Below are 21720 nucleotides of genomic sequence, written 5' to 3' on the forward strand. Positions count from 1 at the left end.
CGATACGGACGAGCGGGCTCAGCGGCGGCCCAGCAGACGCTTCCACCATGGCGCCCCGACCGGGGCGCGGTCCGCCACAGGGGCGGGTACGGCGGAGGCGGTCACCGCCTCGGGCAGCGGCTGGGCCGTGCTCGTGCCGGCCACCGCGGTGGCCGTCGTGAGCGTGGCCCCGCGCGGGGTGAAGGTCACGGGAAGGGCCGCCAGTTCGCGCGACATCAGCGACGACTCCCAGCGCAGGTCGCTCTCCGCCACGGCCAGCTCCACATCGGGGAGCCGGGACAGCAGGGTGTCGATGCCGGTGTCCGCGATCGCCCGGCCGATGTCCTGGCCGGGGCACTCGTGCGGGCCGCCGCTGAACGCCAGGTGCGAACGGTTGCCGTGCACGGGAACCGTGAGGTCCGGCCGGATCGCCGGGTCCGCGTTGGCCGCCGCGAGCCCCAGCAGCAGCATGTCCCCGGCCTTGATGTGCTGCCCGCCCAGCCGGGTGTCACCGGTCGCCCAGCGGCCCAGGATCGTGGTGAGCGGCGGCTCGTCCCACAGGACCTGCTCCAGGGCGTCGGGCAGTGTCATGTGACCGCCCGAGAGGTTGGCGCGGAAGCGGCGGTCGGTGAGCACCAGGCGCAGGGTGTTGGCGATCAGATTGGCGGTCGTGGAGAAGGCCGCGATCAGGACCAGCCGCAGATGCTCGACGATCTCCTCCTCGGTCAGCGCCGTGGAGTGCTCCAGCAGCCAGGAGGTGAAGTCCCGTCCGGGCACCTCGCGTTTGCGCGCGAGGAGCTGTCGCAGCGTCTCCGTGACGTACGCGTTGCTGGCCACGGCCGTCTCGGTGCCCTTGATCATGTCGCGGCCGGCCTCCACGAGCCGTGGACCGTACGATTCCGGCGCCCCGAGCAGCTGCGTCATCACCAGCATCGGCAGCGGCTCGGCGAAGTCCTCGACCAGGTCCGCGCGGCCCGAATCGGCGAAACCGTCGAGCAGCTGGTCGGCGAAACGCTTCACGTACCGGCGTACCCCGCGCCGGTCGAAGCGCTCCAGGGACTCGGTGACCGCGGCGCGCAGCCGCTGGTGCTCCGGGCCGTCCTGGAAGTTGCACACCGGCTGCCACGTGGCGATCGGCGCCAGGGGGTGGTCCGCCGGCACCTTGCCGTCCCGCATGGCGTGCCAGAGCCGGGAGTCCCGGGAGAACCGCGACGGCGTACGCGCCACGTCCAGGTTCTCCCGGTGCCCCAGCACCAGCCAGGCCGGCAGGTCGCCGTGGACGAGGACGGGGGCGACGCTGCCGTGTTCGGCGCGCAGCTTCTCGTACAGGCCCATCGGGTCGGCCTCGGCCTCGGGGCCGTACAGCCGGTGCGCGGGGCAGCCCGGTGGCGGGGCGGCGGGGGACGGTGGAGTGGTCACGATGCCTCCGGGGTCACGGCGAGGGAGTGCAGGTAGCGCATCAGCGCCATCAGGACGTCACGGCTGGAGTCGCGCCGCCGCGCGTCGCACACGACGATCGGCACCGACTCGGGCAGGTCGAGGGCGCGCCGCAGCTCCTCCAAGGGGTGCTCGGGCGCGTCGGGGAAGGAGTTCACGGCGACCACGAACGGGACGCCGCGCTCCTCCAGCCTGCCGATCACATCGAAGCTGACCTCCAGGCGACGGGTGTCGACCAGCACCACCGCGCCCAGCGCCCCCTCGAACAACCCCCGCCACAGGAACCAGAACCGCTCCTGGCCGGGCGTGCCGAAGAGGTACAGCACCAGCTCGTCGTTGATGCTGATCCGGCCGAAGTCCATGGCCACGGTCGTGGAGGTCTTGCGTTCCACGCCCGCCGTGTCGTCGACGCCGACCCCGGCCTGGGTCATCGTCTCCTCGGTGGTCAGCGGCCGGATCTCGCTCACCGAACCGACCAGGGTGGTCTTGCCCACCCCGAAGCCGCCGACGATCACCACCTTCACCGCGGCGGTGGCCGTCGCCGGCAGGGCGTCCTCGTGGCGCGGCCCGGCGGGTGGCTCAGAGCTTCTGAAGTCCATCGATCACTGCCTCAATCAATGCCAGGTCGGGGAGTTCGGCGGGGGCGACGGGCGCGCGTGCCAGCAGGTGTCCGTCCGTGAGCAGGTCGCCGACCAGGACGGTCACCACGCTCACCGGAAGCGAGAGGTACGCGGAGATCTCGGCCACCGACAGCGGAGCCTGGCACATCCGCATGATCGCCGCGTGCTCCGGCTGCATGCCGGGCCTGGGCCCCGACCTGGCCACGATCAGGGTGACCAGGTCGAGCGGGGCGGACCCTAATGAACCGCTGCGGCCACCGGTGATCACGTACAGCCGCTCGGGGCTGTGGTCCTCCCAGTCGTGGCCTTCACCGCGCGGGTGACCCGGGTCCCTCACGCGGGCTGCCCGTCGCGGCGGGGCGGGCTGCTCAGATGCTCTCCGATCCGTGCCACCAGGTCGCGCATCCGCTGACCCATCAGTCCCGCGTCGACGCCCTCGTCGGCCAGGACGGCGAGGTACGCCCCGGCGCCGGCCGCCATCAGGTAGAAGAAGCCGCCGTCCATCTCGATGACGACGAGCCTCATCCGGCCCTCGCTGTGCGGGAGTTCGGCGGCGACCGCGCCCGCGAGGCTCTGCAGTCCGGCGCAGGCGGCGGCCAGCCGGTCGGCGGTGTCGGTCTCGGCGCCGTACTGCGCCATGCGCAGGCCGTCGGCGGACAGCACGATGACATGACGGGTCTGCGGAACGCTCTCGGCCAGGTCCTTGAGCATCCAGTCCATATCGGGCCGCTGCTGACTCATGGCTGTTCCCCCTTGCTCGCCGGGGCCGGCGAGGCGTCGCTGTTCTGGTCTGCGCCGGTCTGGCGTTCACCGGACAGGCCGCTCTGGAAGGCGGCCAGCCACATACCGGGCTGCACCTCGGGTGCGGGCTCCGGTTCGGTCGTGGCGGTCCGGGTGGTCGTGGTCGTGCCTGTGGTGGCCGTGGTGTGCGTGGTGGCCGTGGTGCCTGTGGTCCGTGCCGTGGTCTGTGTCGTGGCGGCGGACGCGGCCGGCTCGGGCGCCGGAGCCGTGACCCGCGTCTTGCGGCGCCGCTGCGGCAGCCCGCTCGGGGTGCGGTCGGCCACGACGGCCGCGTCGGGGCCGGGCCCGGAAGCGGAACCCGAAGCGGAACCCGAAGCGGAACCGGTGCCGGAAGCGGAAGCGGGCGCCTGCGGCCCGGCCGCCCCCCGCCCCTCGCCCCGCGCCTCGTCCCGCTCCGCCGGTGCCAGGGCTCCACGGGGCCCGGAGGCGGTGCCGATGCCGTGGGCGAGGCCCGTCGCGGACGAGGCGGTGGTGATCAGGTCCTGCGGCACGACGAGTACGGCACGGACACCGCCGTACGCCGAGGAGCGCAGCGAGACCTGGAAGTCGTACGCCTGCGACAGCCGGCCCACCACGGCGAGCCCCAGGCGCGGCGTCTCGCCCAGGTCGTTGAGGTCGATGCCCTGCTGGGCCTGGCGGAGCATCCGCTCGGCCCTGCCCCGGGCCTCCTCGCTCATGCTCACGCCGCCGTCCTCGATCTCGATGGCGATGCCCGCGTTCACGTCCACGGCCGTCAGGTGGACCTTGGTCTGCGGCGGGGAGTAGCGGGTGGCGTTGTCCAGCAGTTCGGCCAGCGCGTGGATGAGGGGTTCGACGGCGGGGCCGACGACGGCGACCTCGGAGACCGAGTGCAGCTCGACGCGCTGGTAGTCGATGATCCGCGACATCGCACCGCGCAGCACGCTGTAGAGCGGCACGGCCCTGCTCCACTGGCGGCCGGGCCGCGCACCGCCGAGTACGGCGATGGAGTCGGCGAGCCGGCCGATCAGCGCGGTGCCGTGGTCCAGTCGCAGCAGGTCGCCGAAGACGCCGGGGCTCTGGCCGTGCCGGTCCTCCATGTCCCGCAGTTCCTGGGCCTGTTGGTGCACGATGGCCTGGACGCGGCGGGCGATGTTCACAAAGGCCCGCTGCGCCGACTCGCGCAGGTCCTCCTCGGCGACCACGGCGTCCAGCACCGAGCGCAGCACCGCCAGGTGGGCGGCCCGGAACTCGGGGGTGAGCCCGGGTTCGTACGCGTCGGGGGCCTCCAGCGCGGCGAGGACGTCCTCGGGGAACTCCCCCTTGCGCAGCCGCCCCACGACGTCCGGCAGCAGCGTGTCGGCGAGCCGTACCGTCTCCGCCTCCTGCCGTGCGAGGGCCGCTCGCTGCTCGGCCACCGTGGCCCGGAGGCCCGCCAGTTCTCTGCCGCGCCGGGCGGCCGCACCGCAGGAGAGGGCGACCGCGACGAAGGCGGCGGCCCCGAGCCAGGCGACCGGGGTGCGGGCCGGCGCCGAGACCAGGACGGCGGCGACGGCGGTGCCCGCTGCGATCACGATGGCGGGCAACGCCCATAGGGCGGGGGGTGAGGCGGGCCCTGGACTTCCGGGCGACGATCCCAGTCGAACCATCAAAACCCTCAAACGATCGAAAACGAAAGATCAAATGACAAGGACGCAACGGCCCGAAAGCTTATCGGTTCCGTGCATGAGTCTTGACAACGGGTCATGATGTGGACGTGACCGGGGAGTTGCAAAGAAAAGACGCCCCGGACCCAACAGGATCCGGGGCGTCCGCGAACAGCCGTTCCTACACGTCAGCCGCCTGCGCCCGCAGCGCGCGCTCGATGCCCGCCCGCGACTCCGACACCAGCCGCCGCAGCGCCGCGTTCGGCTCGGCGCTCGCCAGCCAGGTGTCCGTCGCGTCCAGCGTCTCTCGCGACACCTGGAGCACCGGGTACAGCCCGACCGCGATCTGCTGGGCCATCTCGTGCGAGCGGGACTCCCACACGCCCTTGACCGCCGCGAAGTACTTCTCCGTGTACGGGGCCAGCAGCTCGCGCTGATCGGTCTGGACGAACCCGCCGATCACCGCCTCCTGCACGGCGTTCGGCAGCTTGTCCGACTCGACCACCGACGCCCACGCCTCGGCCTTGGCCTCCTCGGTCGGCCGCGCCGCCCGCGCGGTCGCCGCGTGCCGCTCACCGGCCGCCGTCCGGTCCCGCTCGTACTCGGCCGCGATCTCCTCCTCGCCGTACACGCCCGTGGCCGCCAGCCGCTCCACGAACGCCCAGCGCAGCTCGGTGTCGACGGCCAGGCCCTCGATCGTCTCCGTGCCCTCCAGCAGACCCGTCAGCAGGTCCAGCTGCTGCGGCGTACGGGCGGTCGCCGCGAACGCCCGCGCCCACGCCAGCTGGTGGTCGCTGCCCGGCTCGGCGGTGCGCAGGTGCGCCAGCGTCGCCTCCGTCCAGCGCGCCAGCGCCGCCTCGCGCCGCTCGGGCGCCGCGTACAGGTCCAGCGCCAGCTTCACCTGGCGGTGCAGCGACTGCACCACGCCGATGTCCGACTCCTTCGCGATGCCGGACAGCACCAGCTCCAGGTAGTCATGCGTGGCCAGCTCGGCGTCCCGCGTCATGTCCCAGGCCGACGCCCAGCACAGGGCGCGCGGCAGCGACTCGGTGAAGTCGCCCAGGTGTTGGGTGACGTTCTCCAGGGACACCTCGTCCAGGCGGACCTTCGCGTACGACAGGTCGTCGTCGTTGAGCAGCACCACCGCCGGCCGGGCCTTGCCCACCAGCTGCGGTACGTCGGTGAGGTCACCGTCGACGTCCAGCTCGACCCGGTCCGTACGGACCAGCTTGCCGGAGCCGTCGAGCTCGTACAGGCCGATCGCGATCCGGTGCGGCCGCAGGACGGGCTCCCCCTTGGCGCCGGCCGGCAGCGCCGGGGCCTCCTGCCGCACCGCGAACGAGGTGACGACCCCGTTCCCGTCGACCTCGATCTCCGGGCGCAGGATGTTGATACCGGCCGTTTCCAGCCACGCCTTCGACCAGGTCTTCAGATCACGCCCGGAGGTCTCCTCCAGCGCGCCCAGCAGGTCCGACAGGCGCGTGTTGCCGAACGCGTGGCGCTTGAAGTACGCCTGCACGCCCCGGAAGAACGCGTCCTCGCCGACGTACGCCACCAGCTGCTTGAGCACGGAGGCGCCCTTGGCGTAGGTGATGCCGTCGAAGTTGACCAGGACCTCGTCCAGGTCGTTGATCTCCGCCATGATCGGGTGCGTGGACGGCAGCTGGTCCTGCCGGTACGCCCAGGTCTTCATGGAGTTCGCGAACGTCGTCCACGACTGCGGCCAGCGCGAGCCGGGGGCCGCGGCCTGGCAGGCGATCGAGGTGTACGTGGCGAACGACTCGTTCAGCCACAGGTCGTTCCACCACTCCATGGTGACCAGGTCGCCGAACCACATGTGCGCCAGCTCGTGCAGGATGGTCTCCGCGCGCGTCTCGTACGCCGCGTCCGTCACCTTCGACCGGAACACGTACTGGTCGCGGATGGTCACCGCGCCCGCGTTCTCCATCGCGCCCGCGTTGAACTCGGGCACGAACAGCTGGTCGTACTTGGCGAAGGGGTACGCGTAGTCGAACTTCTCCTGGAACCAGTCGAAGCCCTGCCGCGTCACCTCGAAGATCGCGTCCGCGTCCAGGTACTCGGCGAGCGACGGCCGGCAGTAGATGCCCAGCGGCACGACCTGCCCGTCCTTCTCGTACGTGCTGTGCACCGAGTGGTACGGGCCGACGATCAGGGCCGTGACGTACGTGGAGATGCGCGGCGTCGGCTCGAAGACCCAGGTGTCGTCCTTGGGCTCGGGCGTGGGGGAGTTCGAGATGACGGTCCAGCCGGCCGGCGCCTTCACGGTGAACTGGAACGTCGCCTTCAGGTCCGGCTGCTCGAAGCTCGCGAACACCCGCCGCGCGTCCGGCACCTCGAACTGGGTGTAGAGGTACGCCTGGTCGTCGACCGGGTCGACGAACTTGTGCAGGCCCTCGCCGGTGTTCGTGTACGCGCAGTCCGCGACGACCGTCAGCTCGTTGCGCCCCCGCTTCAGGTGCTTCAGCTTGATCCGCGAGTCCCGGAACACGGCGGCGACGTCCAGCGCGTGCCCGTTCAGGGTGACCTTGTGCACGGCCGGGGCGACCAGGTCGATGAAGGTCTCGGCCCCGTCCTCGGCGGAGTCGAAGCGCACGGTGGTCACGGACCGGTAGGTCGCTTCCTCCTGCGCGCCAGTGAGATCGAGGTCGATCTCGTACGAGTCCACGGTCAGCAGCTCGGCCCGCCGCTGGGCCTCTTCACGGGTCAGGTTCGTGCCAGGCACCCGGTCATCTCCTCGTTGTGTGACGTTTCCGGTCATCCTTCCACGGCGGGGCACTCCGGCGGAGTGGCGTTGCTGGTAGTAACCCGGGTAGCATCTTCCGTATGAAGATCAGTGTGAGCTTGCCGGAGGAAGATGTCGCCTTCGTCGATGACTACGCCGCCGAAACGGCTGCGGATTCCAGGTCCGCGGTGATACACGCCGCGATCGAGCTGCTTCGCGCCTCACGGCTCGAGGCGGACTACGAGGCGGCTTTTGCGGAGTGGGACGCGAGCGAGGACGCGGCGTTCTGGGATCAGTTCTCCGGGGACGGGATCGTCGATGAGGCGCGGTGACATCTACCTGGTCGACTATGAGCCGGCACGGGGAAGTGAGGCCAACAAGGCCCGTCCCGCGGTGATCGTCTCGAACGACGGGGCCAACGCGGTCGTGGAACGGACAGGGCGCGGTGTGATCACCCTGGTGCCCCTGACGACGAACACGTCTCGGGTCTATCCCTTCCAGGTGCTGCTCCCGGCGGCTGATTGCGGTCTGGTGAAAGACTCCAAGGTGCAGTGCGAGCAGGTACGCGCCCTCACCCTTGAGCGGCTGCTGCGACACATCGGCTCGGTGCCGCGGCAGCGTATGGCGGAGATCGACGTGGCGCTCCGGCGGCACCTCGTGCTCTGAACGCCGAAGGGGGCGGCCACCGTCACGGTGACCGCCCCCTTCACGTACGTACCGGCGTCAGGCGCCCTTCAGCTCCGCCGCCACCAGCTCCGCGATCTGGACCGCGTTCAGCGCGGCGCCCTTGCGGAGGTTGTCGTTGGACAGGAACAGCGCGAGGCCGTTCTCGACCGTCTCGTCGACCCGGATGCGGCCCACGTAGGAGGCGTCCTTGCCGGCCGCCTGGAGCGGGGTCGGGATCTCGGAGAGCTCCACGCCCTCGGCGTCCTTGAGCAGCTCGTAGGCGCGCTCCACGCTGATCGGGCGCTCGAAGCGGGCGTTGACCTGGAGGGAGTGGCCCGAGAAGACCGGGACGCGCACGCACGTGCCGGAGACCTTCAGGTCCGGGATCTCCAGGATCTTGCGGGACTCGTTGCGGAGCTTCTGCTCCTCGTCCGTCTCGAAGGAGCCGTCGTCGACGATCGAGCCGGCCAGCGGCAGCACGTTGAAGGCGATCGGGCGCTTGTAGACGCCCGGCTCCGGGTACGCCACGGCCTCACCGTCGTGGGTGAGCTCGGCGGCCTTCTCCGCGACGGCCTTGACCTGGCCGTCCAGCTCCGCGACGCCCGCCAGGCCCGAGCCGGAGACGGCCTGGTAGGTGGTGGCGACCAGGGCGGTCAGGCCCGCCTCCTGGTGGAGCGGCTTGAGCACCGGCATGGCGGCCATGGTGGTGCAGTTCGGGTTGGCGATGATCCCCTTGGGACGGTCCTTGATCGCGTGCGGGTTGACCTCGGAGACCACCAGCGGCACCTCGGGGTCCCGGCGCCAGGCGGAGGAGTTGTCGATCACCACGGCACCCTGCGAGGCGACCTTCTCGGCGAGCGCCCGGGAGGTGGCGCCACCGGCCGAGAAGAGCACGATGTCCAGGCCGGTGTAGTCGGCCGTGGACGCGTCCTCGACGGTCACACCGTCCAGGACGGAGCCCGCCGAACGGGCGGAGGCGAACAGCCGCAGCTCGTCGACCGGAAAGTTGCGTTCGGCAAGGATCTTGCGCATGACCGTGCCGACCTGACCGGTGGCTCCGACGATTCCGACCTTCACGGGGACTCCTCCGTACGTGCTTGCGGGCCTGGCGGCCTGGGTGCCGCACCCATGATGCGTATCACCTGGCCCGGCTTGTCCAATTCATTGTCCGGGACGTGAGAAGCAGCACGCGAGGGGACGGAAAGGGCGGGCGCCCGGTCCGGACGCCCGCCCTCACTCACCGTACGTACAGCGCTACGGAGTGACCTTGCCGATCACGACGCTGCCCGTGCCCGCGGCCGTGCCGCGCGCCGTCAGCAGCGACACCTCGCCGAAGAACTGCCGGCCCTCGGGGGCCGCGCCGTTCACCAGCACCTCGGCCGTGACCTGCGCGGACGCGCCGCTCGCCAGGGTGACGGGCTTGGACTCGTCGACCTTGAGCGTGCCGAGCGAGGACGAGAAGTACACGTCCTTGTAGTCGTACGTGGTCGTCCCGGCCGGCACCGCGTACCCCTCAACGACGATCGTGTACGTGCCGGGGGCGGGCTTCGCCACCGAGACCGACTCCTCGGAGTCACCGTCCGCGGCCTGCCCGACGACCTTGCCGTCCTTCAGGACGGTCAGGTCCAGGTCCGCGCCCTTGTCGGAAGTGTTGCCGATCACGACGTCCAGCCGCTCGACGCCCTCACCGACCACCACCGTGCTGGTCTGCGACTCGTGGTTCGCGATCGTCGGCGTGGCGACCTTCGCCGAGCCGAGCGAGCCGCCCTTCAGCCTGCCGTCGATCGCCGCGAAGGTGTTGGTGACCTTCCAGTCCACCGCCGCCGGTGTGCCGACCTTGGCCTCGGGGACCGTCCGCACGGCCGGGTCGAAGGCCGCACCGAGCACCGACACGTCCAGCTTGTACGGGTTGTCCAGGTCCGGCGACGTACGCCGGGCCTCGACCTCGATCTCCCAGACGCCCGGCGCCGGGTCGGCGTACGAGCGCGCGTCGGGGCGGCACGTGTTGGCCGGGTTGTAGTGCGGGTAGCAGACGTTCGACGCGGTGCTCTCGGACGGCACGCCGTACGGGTGGATGGAGATGAACCGGGTCTGGCTCTTCTCCTTCAGCCCGCCGATCGCGACCTCCAGCGCCTTGGCGCCCTCGGGCACGGTCACGAAGTACGACCTGTGGCTGTTGCGCTGCACGCTGCCGCTCGCCGAGAAGGTGTACGAGGGCTTCGCCAGGTCGTGCGCGACGACCACGGTGGCGAGGATCTGCTTGTCGACGCCCTCGGTGTCCTCGTCGTCCGCCTCCACGATCGCGCTGTGCACGCCCGCGGAGCCGGGCCTGGCCTGCACCTTGACGGTGACGGGCTTGTTCAGCGGCAGGTCCACCTCGTCGTCGCCGAGGATGCGGAAGGTGCCGTCGTTGTACTTCAGGTCCAGCTCGTGCTCGACCGGCCGGTCGGGCCCGGTCGTGCGCGTGATGGTGACGTCGTACACCTTCTTCTGGCCGACCTTCAGGCCGCCCTCACGGTCGTAGATACCCGTGCCGGGCTTGGTCAGGTGCTGGTCCAGCGCGGTGTCGACGGGGGCGGCGACCTTGTACTCGTGCGCCGTCGCACCGTCCTCGATCGACTCCCAGGCGTCGACGACGTCGATCAGGCCGGAGCCCTGCTCGTGCGCGGCGACACCGGAGATACGGTTCGCGGTGCTCGTCAGCGCGGTGCGCAGGCTCAGCGGCGACAGCTCCATGTTCTTCTGCTTGGCCGCCGAGATCAGCAGCGCGCTCGCGCCCGCCGCCTGCGGCGAGGACATCGAGGTGCCGTTGAGCATCCCGTACCCGGCGGGCAGCTTGTAGCTGGTCTCGGGCACTCCCGCACCCTCCATCCACAGGGGGATGGTGTTGACCGCCGAACCGGGCGCGGAGATCGTCGGGGTGAAGCCGCCGTCCTCACGCGGGCCGCGCGAGGAGAAGGGGAACATGGCGTACTTCTTCTCGACGACCGAGGCGTAGTTGGCCGCCCAGGTCTCCTTGGAGATGGCCGCGCCGACCGAGACGACCTTGTCGGCCAGGCCCGGGTCGCCGATCGTGTTGATGCCGGGGCCGGAGTTGCCGGCCGAGATGACCAGCTGGACACCGTAGGTGTCGATGAGCCGGCCGTACAGCGCGGCGCGCGCGTTGTCACCGGAGTTGAGCGCCGGCAGACCGCCGATGGACATGTTGACGATGTCCACGCCACGGTTGATGACGAGGTCCGCCATGCCCTCGGTCAGCGCGGTGTTGGTGCAGCCGCCCGACCAGGTGCACGCGCGCGAGGAGACGAGCTTGGCGCCGGGCGCGGCGCCGTTCATCTTGCCGCCGAACAGGCCGTTGGCGGCGGTGATGCCGGCGACGTGCGAGCCGTGGTCGGAGTTGACGATGCCGATGTTGACGTAGTCGGCCTTGTCGCCGTTCGCGTTGTAGACGACGTCCTTGCGGATCTCGACCACGAACGGGATGCGCTCGACGACCTCGGTCGCCGGGTTGTCCGTACCGAAGTGGCCGATCTGGAAGCCGTCCTTGTACGGCTTCATCGCCACGTCGTCGGTGAAGTCGGCGTTGTCGTTCAGGTCGACCCGGACGGTGCCGGCGGCCGCGTCGTACAGCACACCCCACGCGTCGGTGGTGTCGCCGTCCCGGTTGAGGTCGCCGGCCATGTCGCCGCCGCGCGTGACGGCCTCGGCGAACCGGCTGTAGGCGTGCTTGCCGGCCGGAGCGGTGAAGGTGCGCCCGCCGGCGGTGAACGTGGGCCCCTCCACGGCCACGTTCATCCGGCGCCAGGTGCCGTCTCCGTCCGTGACGGGGTGGGTGGCGGTGACCCAGTCGGTGATCTTGCGCTCACCGGTGGTGGTCTTCTGGAGCGCCGGGTGGTCGAGGTCGACCCCGGAGTCCAGGATGCCGATGGTCACGCCCCGGCCGTCGGCCTTGGGGTACTGCTTCACGAAGTCGACCGCGCCCGTCTCGAAGGACGGGTTGTACGGGTTCTTCGCGGGCGTCCTGGCGCTCGGGCCCGGGTACGTGGTGGTCGTACCGGCCGTGGCTCCCTCCCGTGCGGCGGACGTGCCCGCGTCGGGCGACGGGTCCTCCAGCTTGATCTCGTACTGGAGGTCGATGCCCTGGACGGACGGCAGCTTCGCGGCCTGGTCGAGCGCGGCCCCGGCCTTCGCGGTGGGCAGGGTGGCGCGGACGTAGCCGAGTTTGTCGTACGTCGTGCCGACCGTGGCGCCCGCGACGGCGTCCAGCTGCGCGGCGACCTGCTCGGTCTGGCCGGGCGCGGTGGCCACCATGACGGTGACGGTCTTCTGGCCCGTGGCCTCCGCCTCGGCCAGCCGCTCGGAGTCGGCCGAGCCGAGCTTGTCCGTGGTGGGGGACGAGGGCGCGGGCTTGGGGGGTGCGGGGTTCGCCGGGTCGTCGGCGGCGAAGGCGGGGGCGGTGCCGGCTGCCACGAGGGCGGCCACCAGGCCTGCGGCGGCGGCTACGCGGGCCGCGCGTCTGTGCCCGGGGATAGAGCTCCCTGATATGGGGCCCTGGGATTCGGGGGTGGTCATCAGCATCCCTGTTGGTGAAAGAGACAGTCCGGAATTCGGTGCCGGATGACCGCTCACCCTTTCGTAAGTGACCGGGTTTTGTGGAGGGTTGCCGAAGGCCAGGATGCGGTCATGGCGCACATCCGCCACTGCGGGATGTACGCCATGAGGAACGAACTGGGCTCAAAGCCCCATATGTAGTTGAGTGTTCAGCTTTTCAGGCCTCTTTGGTGCGTGCGTAGTGACGGGACGCCTTCGCGCGGTTGCCGCACACCGCCATGGAGCACCAGCGGCGCGTGCCGTTGCGCGAGGTGTCGAAGAAGTGCAGGACGCACGCCTCGTGGGCGCAGGCCCGGATCCGGTCGGGCGCGGTGCGCAGCAGGTGCAGGTAGTCGCGGGCGGCCGTCCAGGCCGGGCCCCAGGCCGGGTCGGCGAACTCCGGCTCCTCGCCCGGGCCTTCCGGGGTGAGCGTGGCGCGGATGCGGCCGTGGTCGAGGACGGCGTTCAGCCGGGTGGTGGCGGACCGGTCGCCGGGGGAGTCGACGAGCGCGGCGAGCGCGTCGCGGGCGACGAGGGTGTGCTCCAGGGTCGGCGCGTCGGCGGTGAACCGGGTGTCGAGGCCGGTGCTCGCCAGCCATACGGCCAGCCCGTCGGTGGCGGTCAGCAGGTCCTGGTGTGCGCCGTCGTGGATCCAGCGGGTGTTGAGCAGGTCGAGGCAGACCGGCTCGCCGACGAGCGGGCGGGGGTCGGGGGTGGTCATCTCGTCGTCTCCTCGTGCGCGCCACTAACCCCTCAAGCGTACGTGACCGGTTGACGGTCAATGATCTAACCTTTAAAGTCGAGTTAACAGGTTAGAGACCTGGTCCTGATGACGAGAGGGGTACGCCATGACGGCGGCCATCAGCACGCTGCGCACCGGCCACATCGGCCTCAATGTGACCGACATCGAAAGGTCCCTCGTCTTCTACGGCGACGTCCTCGGCTTCGACCTCCTCGTCGAGGGCAAGGAGGACGGCGAGCGGTACGCCCTCCTCGGCCAGGACGGCCGGCTCACCCTCGCCCTCTGGCAGCAGGCCGACGGCGCGTACGCCCCCGCCCTCGCCGGGCTCCACCACCTCGCCTTCGAGGTCGCCGCCATGGAGCAGGTCCGCGCCGTCGAGGCCCGACTGAAGGCCCGGGACGTCGACTTCGCGTACGACGGTGTCGTCGCCCACCGCGAGGGCGCGGCCTCCGGCGGGATCTTCTTCCACGACCCGGACGGCACCCGCCTGGAGATCTACGCCCCGACCGGCGCCGAAGACGCGGATGCCCCGCATGGCGCCGCTCCCACCTGCGGCTTCTTCTAGGAGGCGGGCCCCGTGACCAGCCCGTACCACCACGGCTCGCTCGCCGTGCAGACCCGCGTCGGCGTGCGCGAACTCGCCGACCACGTCGGCCGCTCCATCGGCCCCGGCATCCGCCCGGTCGCCGCCGCCTTCCTGGAGCTCCAGCCCATGCTCGTGATCGGCGCGGCGGACGAGGAGGGCCGCGTCTGGAGCTCCCTGCTGACCGGGCGGCCCGGCTTCGTACGGGCCACGGGGCCGCGTTCCGTGTCGGTCGCCGGCGGCGTGGCGGACGGCGACCCACTGTCCGCCGCGCTCGCCCGCGACGGCACCCCCGTCGGCACGATCGCCCTGGACCCGCGCACCCGGCGGCGGATGCGGCTGGGCGGCACGGCCCGGCCCAGTCCGGGCGGCCTGGCGATCGAGGCCGAGCGGGTCTTCTCCAACTGCCCCAAGTACCTCCAGAAGCGCGAGCTGTACGAGCCCGCCTCCGCCTTCGCCGCCGCCGCCCGGCGGCACGGCGTACGGCTGACCCCCGCCCAGACCGGCTTCGTCCGTGCCGCCGACACCTTCTTCATCGCCACCGTCGCCCCGGGACACGGCGCCGACGCCAGCCACCGGGGCGGCAACCCCGGCTTCGTGACCGTCGCCTCGCCCACCGAACTGAGCTGGCCCGACTACGCCGGCAACGCGATGTTCCTCACCCTCGGCAACCTGGAGGCCGACGCCCACGCCGGGCTGCTCTTCCTCGACTGGACCACCGGCACCACCCTCCAGCTCACCGGCACCGCCCGCGCCGTCTTCGACGACGAGGGCCGCACCGTCCGGTTCACCGTCGACCGCGTCGTGGAGACCGAGGGCGCCAACCCACTGCGCTGGTCCGCGCCCGCATACTCACCGGCGAACCCGCCCGTGTCCGTCTAACCTCGGCGCATGAACGAGAGGTTGAGAGTCGCGGCCTACGCCGTGTGCGTACGGGACGACCGGATCCTGCTGTCCCGGGGCACCGCCGACGACGGCACCAAGGAGTGGACCCTGCCCGGCGGCGGCATGGACCACGGGGAGGACCCCCTGGACACCGTCGTACGGGAAGTGGAGGAGGAGACCGGCTACCGCGCCGAGATGACCGCCCTCCTCGGCGTCGATTCCATACGGCGCCGCTACACCCGCCGTCTCGGCGGCGTCACCGACTTCCACGCCCTCCGGATCCTCTACGAAGGCCGGATCACCGGCGGGGAGCTGCGCCCCGAGGTCGGCGGCTCCACCGACCTGGCCGCCTGGCACCCGCTGGACGCCGTCCCCTCCCTCGTACGCGTCGGGGTCGTCGACACCGGGCTGCGGCTGTGGCGTGAACGGCCCGCCGCCGGGCGCCTCACGCACAACGGCTGAAACCCGCTCAACGCGACCCGGCCGGGCAACGCGCCACGCACCGCCGGAGTCCTGCCCCGTGACCACACGTCGCGCGGAGGGGATCCGACATGTCCGTACGCAAGGCACTGCCCGCGGCGGTGGTGGCCGCGGCACTCGCCGCCACCGCCTTCACCGCACCCGCCACGGCCGGGGAACGGACCGGGGAGCGTCACCGGGCCACCCAGGCGGCCATCGACGACCTCGTCCGGGCGGGCGTGCCCGGCGCGCTCGCCCAGGCCCAGGACCGCGACGGCACCTGGAACGGCACCGCTGGCGTCGCCGACCGCACCACCGGCCGCCCGCGCCTGCCGCAGGACCGCTACCGCGTCGGCTCCATCACCAAGCCGTTCGTCGCGACCGTCCTGCTGCAACTCCAGGCCGAAGGCCGCCTCGACCTCGACGACTCCGTCGAGCGGTGGCTGCCGGGCGTCGTGCGCGGCAACGGCCACGACGGCCGGAGGATCACACTGCGCCAGGTGCTCAACCACACCAGCGGGGTCTACGACATCACCTCGGACGCAGGCTTCCGGAAGAAGGTCTTCGGCCCGGACTTCCTCCAGCACCGCTACGACACCTGGACACCGCGCCAGATGGTGGCCACCGCGATGACACACCGGCCCGACTTCGCCTCGGGCACCGACTGGAACTACTCCAACACCAACTACCTCCTCGCCGGAATGGTGATCGAGAAGGTCACTGGCCGGCCGTACGGGAAGGAGGTCGAGCGCCGCATCATCAAGCCCCTGAAGCTGCGCGCCACCAGCGTCCCGGGCGCGGACGTCACGATGCCGAAGCCGAGCGGCCGGGCGTACTCGCGGCTCTTCGCCGGTCCCGACGCCGAGATCCACGACGTCACCGAGATGAGCCCGACCGTCGCCGGGCCGGCCGGCGAGATGATCTCCAACTCGGCCGACCTGCAGCGGTTCGTCCGCGCGCTCATGAGGGGCAGGCTGCTGCCGCCCCGGGAGATGAAGGAGATGACCGCGACGGTCCCGGTCGGGGAAGAGGTGCCGAGCGCCCGCTACGGCCTGGGCGTGAGCGTGCAGGAACTGAGCTGCGGCAAGGAGGTGTGGGGCCACAGCGGCGGCATCCACGGTTCCGGTTCGGGCGTGGTCGCCACGCGGGACGGGCGGCACTCGCTGGCGCTGAACGTCAACGGTGACTGGGCCGGCGACACCCAGCAGGTCGTCGAGGCCGAGTTCTGCGGCTGACCTGCCCTTCCTGTCCGGCCTGCCCCGCCTACCGCGGCAGGACGACGACATAGGCGGCCGGGGCACGGTCCCCGGCCGCCATCAGCGCCGTACGCACCACGACCGCCTGCTGCTCCAGGGCGTCGCGGAGCTTGCGGGGGGTGATGTGGACGACGGTGATCCCGAGCCGCTCCAGGTGCTCCCGCTTGGCGGTGTACTCCGTCCACAGCGTGTCGTCGTCCTGGCGCGGCGCGCGGGTGTCGAGTTCGACGGCGACGGCGTGGTCGGGCCAGTACGCGTCCACGCCACCCAGGTGCGGACCGCCCGGCAGCCGGAGGTCGACGTTCCACAACGGCTCGGGCAGGCCCTGGGTGCGCACCATCTCGTACAGCCGGTCCTCGGCCAGCGCCCGCCCCTCGGCGAGCAGCGAGTCCACGGCGTCCACGACGTGCGGCCGCGTCAGCAGCCGGAGCCGGTTCAACTCCCGTACCACCGCCGCCGGTTCGCAGTGCCCGCCCCGCACGGCCTCGGTCAGCAGCCGGCGTACGGTGGGGGCGTCGCCGATCTGCGCGACGGCGTCCGCCAGCGCGCGGGCCACCGGGGCGACCGGAAGGCCGGTGACGTCCACCGGCTTCGGCATCTCGTGCGTACGCACGATCCGTACGCACCCGGTGGAGCGCAGCCGCCGGGTGCGCGGCACCAGGACGTCGATGCGGTCCAGCGACAGCAGCGGCGGGGCCGCCGCGAAGCGGTACAGCGCGAGCGCGGCCGGCCCCGTGATCATCGCCTCGGACGGCTGCCGGTCGGCGTAGAGCAGGGCCGCGTGCAGCCGCTCCTCGCTGGTGGGCGGCCCGGGGTGCAGCAGGTACACCCCCGGCAGGAACTGCTGCCAGGGCCCACCGGCCCGGCACTGCGCGCCGGCCTCGGCGGCGGACACACCGTGCGCCCGCAACTGCGCGGCGGACATCACCCGGCGCCGGTCGTCGGCCAGGTGGGACAGGGGGCGGGGGGAGAGCGGGGTGTTCGTCATGCCCCGGGTTTTCCGCCAACCGGCCCGCCGCTAACCGCTGTTACACGTCCGTCGACAATCTGGGACTACCCCGTCCTAAAGTACGGACGTTCGACTGCCGATCAGGGACCCCGATCACGCCCCCGACCTGGTGCGGCGCCCTCCGCCCGGACGGGCGCCCGTCCCTGGAACAGGCGCCCGATTCCGGGCCGTCAGGCTGCCGCCGACGCGTCGCACGCCTGGGCGCGCAGGGCGCGGGCCAGGTCGTCGCGGGACTCCAGGACCAGGCGGCGCAGGGCGGGCGCGGCCGACTCGTGCGCGGCGAGCCAGGCGTCGGTGGCCTCCAGCGTGGCGGGGTCGTCCTGGAGGGACGGGAACAGGCCCCGCACCACGTCCATGCCGATCTGGATGGACCGCTCGGTCCACACCCGCTCGATCGCCGCGAAGTACTTCGGCGCGTAGGGAGCGATCAGCCCCCGCTGCGACGGCTGGCCGAAGCCCGCGATCGTCGCCTCCACCAGTGCGTTGGACAGGGCGTCCGACTCGACGACCTGTGCCCACGCCTGCGCCTTGACCGCCTCCGACGGGCGGGCCGCCAGGCAGCGCACCTGGTGGCGCTTGCCCGACGCCGTGTCGTCACGCGCCAGCTCCGCCGCGATCGCCGCCTCGTCGGCCCGGCCGTGCGCGGCCAGCGGCTCCAGGAACGACCAGCGCAGCTCCTGGTCCACGTCCAGACCGTCGATCTTCTCCGTGCCGTCCAGCAACCCCTCCAGCAGCCCGAAGTGCGCGTCCCTCGTGGCCGTCGCCGCGAAGAACCGCGCCCACGTCAGCTGGTGCTCACTGCCCGGCTCCGCCGCCCGCAGCTCCCGCAGCGCGCCCTCGGCCAGCAGCCGGCCACCCTCCTCGCGCCACGCAGGCGCCGCGTAGTGCACCAGCGCGGACCGCGCCCAGGCGTGCAGCATCTGCAGCACACCGATGTCCGACTCGCGCCCCGCGAACGCCAGCACCAGACCCACGAAGTCCCGCGCCGGCATCAGCGCGTCCCGCGTCAGGTTCCACAGCGCCGACCAGCACAGCGCCCGCGCGAGCGGGTCCCGCAGGTCGCCCAGGTGCGCGCGCAGCGTGGCCAGCGAAGCCTCGTCGAAGCGGACCTTGCAGTACGTGAGGTCGTCGTCGTTGACCAGCACCAGCGCCGGGCGTTCCCGGCCCGCCAGTTCCGCCACCACCGTCCGCGCACCGGTGACGTCCACCTCCGCGCGGGCGTACCGCACCAGCTCCCCGTCGTCCGACAGCCGGTACAGCCCCACCGCAGCCCGGTGCGGACGCGGCTCCCCGCCCTCCTGCTCCACGACCAGCTCCGCGACACGGCCGCCGTCCACGTCGTACGTGACCACCGGCGTCAGGGCGTTGACCCCCGACGTCTCCAGCCACGACCGGGACCACGCCTTCATGTCCCGTCCCGACGTCTCCTCCAGCACCGACAGCAGGTCGCCCAGGCGCGTGTTCCCGTACGCGTGCCGCTTGAAGTACCGGCGGGCGCCCTCCAGGAACGCCTCCCGCCCCGCGTACGCCACCAGCTGCTTGAGCACGGCCGCGCCCTTGGCGTAGGTGATCCCGTCGAAGTTCAGCTTGGCGTCCTCCAGGTCACGGATGTCGGCCGTGATGGGATGGGTGGAGGGCAGCTGGTCCGCCCGGTACGCCCACGCCTTGCGGTTGTTGGCGAAGGTCACCCAGCTGTTGGTGAAGCGGGTCGCCTCGGCCAGCGAGAAGGAGCCCATGAAGTCCGCGAAGGACTCCTTCAGCCACAGGTCGTCCCACCACTTCATGGTGACCAGGTCGCCGAACCACATGTGCGCCATCTCGTGCAGGATGACGTTCGCCCGGCGCTCGTACGCCGCCTGCGTCACCTTGCCCCGGTAGATGTACTCCTCGCGGAAGGTCACCATCCCCGGGTTCTCCATGGCGCCCAGGTTGTACTCGGGCACGAACGCCTGGTCGTACTTCCCGAAGGGGTACGGGTAGTCGAAGTTGTCGTGGAAGAAGTCGAAGCCCTGCTTGGTGACGAGGAAGACGTCGTCCGCGTCGAAGTGCTTCGCCAGGCTCTTGCGGCACATCGCGCCCAGCGGGATCTCCAGCTCACCGCGCCGGTAGGTGTCCGTCACACAGTGGTACGGACCGGCCACGACACAGGTGATGTACGTGGAGATCGGCGCCGTCTCGGCGAACCGCCACACCCCGCCCTCGCGCGACTCCTCCGCCCCGTTGCTCCACACCGTCCAGCCCTCGGGGGCGATCACCTCGAAACGGTACGGCGCCTTCAGGTCGGGCTGCTCGAAGTTGGCGAACACGCGCCGCGCGTCGGCCGGCTCGTACTGCGTGTAGAGGTAGACCTCGCCGTCCTCCGGGTCGACGAACCGGTGCATCCCCTCACCGGTGCGGCTGTAGGCGCACTGGGCGTCCACCACCAGCACGTTCTCGTCCGCGAGGCCGTCCAGCGCGATCCGGGAGCCGTCGAAGACGGCCGCCGGGTCCAGCTCCCGCCCGTTGAGCGTGACCGCGGTCACCGACGGGGCGATCAAGTCCACGAAGGTGGCGGAACCCGGCGCGATGCGGCGGAACCGGATCGTCGTCACCGAGCGGAACGTACGCCGCTCGGTCTCGCTCTCCCCGACGGCGGACCGCAGATCGAGCGCGACCTCGTACCCGTCGACGGACAGCAGGCCGGCCCGCTCACGGGCCTCGTCGCGGGACAGATTCTCACCGGGCACGGGCGGCACTCCTTCGTGGCTCGTTGTGACAGGAGCGATCCTCCCACGTGCCACTGACAGGCGGCACAAGGGAATGCCCGCGCACTGCCGGGTGTTGTGCCGGGGACGACCGCAGGCACAGATCACGAGGAGTGACATGTCCGAGAGCAGGACCACCGCCGACTTCTGGTTCGACCCCCTGTGTCCCTGGGCGTGGCTGACCTCCCGCTGGATGCTCGAGGTGGAGAAGGTCCGCCCGGTCGACGTGCGCTGGCACGTGATGAGCCTCGCCGTCCTCAACGAGGACAAGCTGGACCAGGTCCCGCCGGAGTACCGGGAGATGCTGGAGACCCAGGCGTGGGGCCCGGTCCGGGTCGTCATCGCCGCCCAGCAGCTGCACGGCGACGAGGTGGTCGGCAAGCTGTACACCGCGCTCGGCACGCGCTTCCACAACAAGGGCGAGGGCCCGACGCACACGGCGATCCGCGAGGCACTGGAGGACGTCGGCCTGCCGGTCTCCCTCGCCGAGTACGCCGGCAAGGACGCCTACGACGCCGAGCTGCGCGCCTCGCACAACGAGGGCATCGACAAGGTCGGCCAGGAGGTCGGCACCCCGGTCATCGCGGTGCCCGGGGCGGACGGCGAGCAGATCGCCTTCTTCGGCCCGGTCGTCACCCCCACCCCCAAGGGCGAGGAGGCGGCCAAGCTGTGGGACGGCACGCTGATGGTGGCGTCGATCCCCGGCTTCTACGAGATCAAGCGAACCCGCACCCAGGGCCCGGATTTCAGCAACCTGTAGAAAAGCCGCGCGTACAGAAGGCCCCCCGTGAGCCATGTCCTCACGGGGGGCCTTCCTTCATCCGCCTGCCCGGTGAAGGTTGAGAAGACGATCACGAGCAGGTCGTTTCACAGCGCCGTCGTCAGGGCGCGATCAGCGGCGTGCGCTCCTTGGCCTGGGCGTAACGCCTGGCCACGTCCTGCCAGTTGACGACCTCCCACATCGCCTCGATGAAGTCCACCTTCTGGTTCTTGTACTGCAGGTAGAAGGCGTGCTCCCAGGCGTCGAAGACCAGGATCGGCACCGAGCCCTGACCGACGTTGCCCTGGTGGTCGTAGACCTGCTCGACGATGAGGCGGCCGCTGACCGGCTCGTACGCCAGGACGCCCCAGCCCGAGCCCTGGGTGGTCGCGGCGGCCTTGGACAGCTGGGTCCTGAACTTGGCGAAGGAGCCGAAGGACGCGGCGATCGCGTCCGCGAGCTCGCCCACGCCGTCCGCCGCCAGCGGCTCGCCACCGCCGCCGTTCTTCTTGCCGGTCATGTTGTGCCAGTAGATGGAGTGCAGGATGTGGCCGGAGAGGTGGAACGCGAGGTTCTTCTCCAGGCCGTTGATCGAGCCCCACTGCTCCTTGTCGCGCGCCTCTTCCAGCTGCTCCAGGGTGTCGTTGGCGCCCTTGACGTAGGCGGCGTGGTGCTTGTCGTGGTGCAGCTCGATGATCTGCGGGTTGATGACCGGCTCGAGCTCCGCGTAGTCGTACGGAAGTTCAGGAAGTGTGTAGATCGCCATGTCCGAGCCCTCCGACTGCTGCTGCATTCTGCGGCTTATTGCAAACCTTGTGCAAGTGCAGGCTAACAGCAGGAGG

General features: G+C 71.1%; 19 protein-coding genes. 7 read left to right on the forward strand and 12 right to left on the reverse strand.

What is annotated here, in order from left to right:
- Nucleotides 1-18: 18 nt before the first annotated feature.
- The 6 genes from AMK26_RS01870 to pepN (AMK26_RS01895) form a co-directional block, all read right to left on the reverse strand.
- On the reverse strand, nt 19-1398 hold the full coding sequence (locus AMK26_RS01870; protein WP_073751143.1) for a cytochrome P450: 1380 nt from the start codon (nt 1396-1398) through the stop codon (nt 19-21).
- Nucleotides 1395-2015: a GTP-binding protein gene (locus tag AMK26_RS01875; RefSeq protein ID WP_073751145.1), complete on the reverse strand. Its 621-nt coding sequence runs from the start codon at nt 2013-2015 to the stop codon at nt 1395-1397. The genes AMK26_RS01870 and AMK26_RS01875 overlap by 4 nt, the downstream gene beginning before the upstream one ends.
- On the reverse strand, nt 1996-2373 hold the full coding sequence (locus AMK26_RS01880; protein ID WP_073751147.1) for a DUF742 domain-containing protein: 378 nt from the start codon (nt 2371-2373) through the stop codon (nt 1996-1998). The genes AMK26_RS01875 and AMK26_RS01880 overlap by 20 nt, the downstream gene beginning before the upstream one ends.
- Nucleotides 2370-2777 carry a roadblock/LC7 domain-containing protein gene (locus AMK26_RS01885; RefSeq protein WP_073751149.1) on the reverse strand — a complete coding sequence of 136 codons (408 nt, stop codon included), beginning with the start codon at nt 2775-2777 and terminating at the stop codon, nt 2370-2372. The genes AMK26_RS01880 and AMK26_RS01885 overlap by 4 nt, the downstream gene beginning before the upstream one ends.
- Complete coding sequence (locus AMK26_RS01890; RefSeq protein WP_079277405.1) at nt 2774-4444, reverse strand: sensor histidine kinase; 1671 nt, start codon at nt 4442-4444, stop codon at nt 2774-2776. Before AMK26_RS01890 ends, AMK26_RS01885 begins: the two co-directional genes overlap by 4 nt.
- Nucleotides 4445-4622: 178 nt before the next feature.
- Nucleotides 4623-7184 (reverse strand): aminopeptidase N, encoded by a 2562-nt coding sequence (gene pepN, locus AMK26_RS01895; RefSeq protein WP_073751153.1) that lies wholly within the window; start codon nt 7182-7184, stop codon nt 4623-4625.
- Between the two features lie 101 nt (nt 7185-7285).
- On the opposite strand from pepN (AMK26_RS01895), the gene AMK26_RS01900 reads away from it, so the two are divergent.
- On the forward strand, nt 7286-7516 hold the full coding sequence (locus AMK26_RS01900) for a ribbon-helix-helix domain-containing protein (RefSeq protein WP_073751155.1): 231 nt from the start codon (nt 7286-7288) through the stop codon (nt 7514-7516).
- Nucleotides 7503-7850 (forward strand): type II toxin-antitoxin system PemK/MazF family toxin, encoded by a 348-nt coding sequence (locus AMK26_RS01905; protein ID WP_073751157.1) that lies wholly within the window; start codon nt 7503-7505, stop codon nt 7848-7850. The genes AMK26_RS01900 and AMK26_RS01905 overlap by 14 nt, the downstream gene beginning before the upstream one ends.
- Before the next feature lie 57 nt (nt 7851-7907).
- On the opposite strand, the gene AMK26_RS01910 is transcribed toward AMK26_RS01905, so the two are convergent.
- From AMK26_RS01910 to AMK26_RS01920, 3 genes are all read right to left on the reverse strand, one after another.
- Nucleotides 7908-8927, reverse strand: coding sequence for an aspartate-semialdehyde dehydrogenase (locus AMK26_RS01910; RefSeq protein WP_073751159.1), 1020 nt, complete (start codon nt 8925-8927; stop codon nt 7908-7910).
- 177 nt (nt 8928-9104) lie between these two features.
- Nucleotides 9105-12422, reverse strand: coding sequence for a S8 family serine peptidase (locus AMK26_RS01915; protein ID WP_079277459.1), 3318 nt, complete (start codon nt 12420-12422; stop codon nt 9105-9107).
- 196 nt (nt 12423-12618) lie between these two features.
- On the reverse strand, nt 12619-13161 hold the full coding sequence (locus AMK26_RS01920; RefSeq protein ID WP_073751161.1) for a CGNR zinc finger domain-containing protein: 543 nt from the start codon (nt 13159-13161) through the stop codon (nt 12619-12621).
- A gap of 127 nt (nt 13162-13288) precedes the next feature.
- Here AMK26_RS01920 and AMK26_RS01925 point away from each other — a divergent pair, with 127 nt between their 5' ends.
- The 4 genes from AMK26_RS01925 (at nt 13289) to AMK26_RS01940 (ending at nt 16344) form a co-directional block, all read left to right on the forward strand.
- Nucleotides 13289-13747: a VOC family protein gene (locus AMK26_RS01925; RefSeq protein ID WP_073751163.1), complete on the forward strand. Its 459-nt coding sequence runs from the start codon at nt 13289-13291 to the stop codon at nt 13745-13747.
- Nucleotides 13748-13759: 12 nt separating this feature from the next.
- Nucleotides 13760-14647, forward strand: coding sequence for a pyridoxamine 5'-phosphate oxidase family protein (locus AMK26_RS01930; protein WP_073751165.1), 888 nt, complete (start codon nt 13760-13762; stop codon nt 14645-14647).
- Nucleotides 14648-14656: 9 nt separating this feature from the next.
- Nucleotides 14657-15112 carry an NUDIX hydrolase gene (locus AMK26_RS01935; protein WP_073751167.1) on the forward strand — a complete coding sequence of 152 codons (456 nt, stop codon included), beginning with the start codon at nt 14657-14659 and terminating at the stop codon, nt 15110-15112.
- A gap of 89 nt (nt 15113-15201) precedes the next feature.
- Nucleotides 15202-16344, forward strand: a complete 1143-nt coding sequence (locus AMK26_RS01940; protein ID WP_073751169.1) for a serine hydrolase domain-containing protein — start codon at nt 15202-15204, stop codon at nt 16342-16344.
- 28 nt (nt 16345-16372) lie between these two features.
- Here the strand turns inward: AMK26_RS01940 and AMK26_RS01945 are convergent, their stop codons facing one another.
- Nucleotides 16373-17353 (reverse strand): hypothetical protein, encoded by a 981-nt coding sequence (locus AMK26_RS01945; protein ID WP_073751171.1) that lies wholly within the window; start codon nt 17351-17353, stop codon nt 16373-16375.
- Between the two features lie 191 nt (nt 17354-17544).
- Entirely contained in the window at nt 17545-20100 is a 2556-nt protein-coding gene (gene pepN, locus AMK26_RS01950) for an aminopeptidase N (RefSeq protein WP_073751173.1), read from the reverse strand.
- Between the two features lie 136 nt (nt 20101-20236).
- Between pepN (AMK26_RS01950) and AMK26_RS01955 the strand changes: the two genes are divergently transcribed.
- Nucleotides 20237-20878, forward strand: a complete 642-nt coding sequence (locus tag AMK26_RS01955) for a mycothiol-dependent nitroreductase Rv2466c family protein (RefSeq protein ID WP_073751175.1) — start codon at nt 20237-20239, stop codon at nt 20876-20878.
- Between the two features lie 121 nt (nt 20879-20999).
- Here the strand turns inward: AMK26_RS01955 and AMK26_RS01960 are convergent, their stop codons facing one another.
- Nucleotides 21000-21644, reverse strand: a complete 645-nt coding sequence (locus AMK26_RS01960) for a superoxide dismutase (RefSeq protein WP_064069503.1) — start codon at nt 21642-21644, stop codon at nt 21000-21002.
- Nucleotides 21645-21720 lie beyond the last annotated feature (76 nt).

It is taken from the genome of Streptomyces sp. CB03234 (genome assembly GCF_001905885.1).
Taxonomy (GTDB): domain Bacteria; phylum Actinomycetota; class Actinomycetes; order Streptomycetales; family Streptomycetaceae; genus Streptomyces.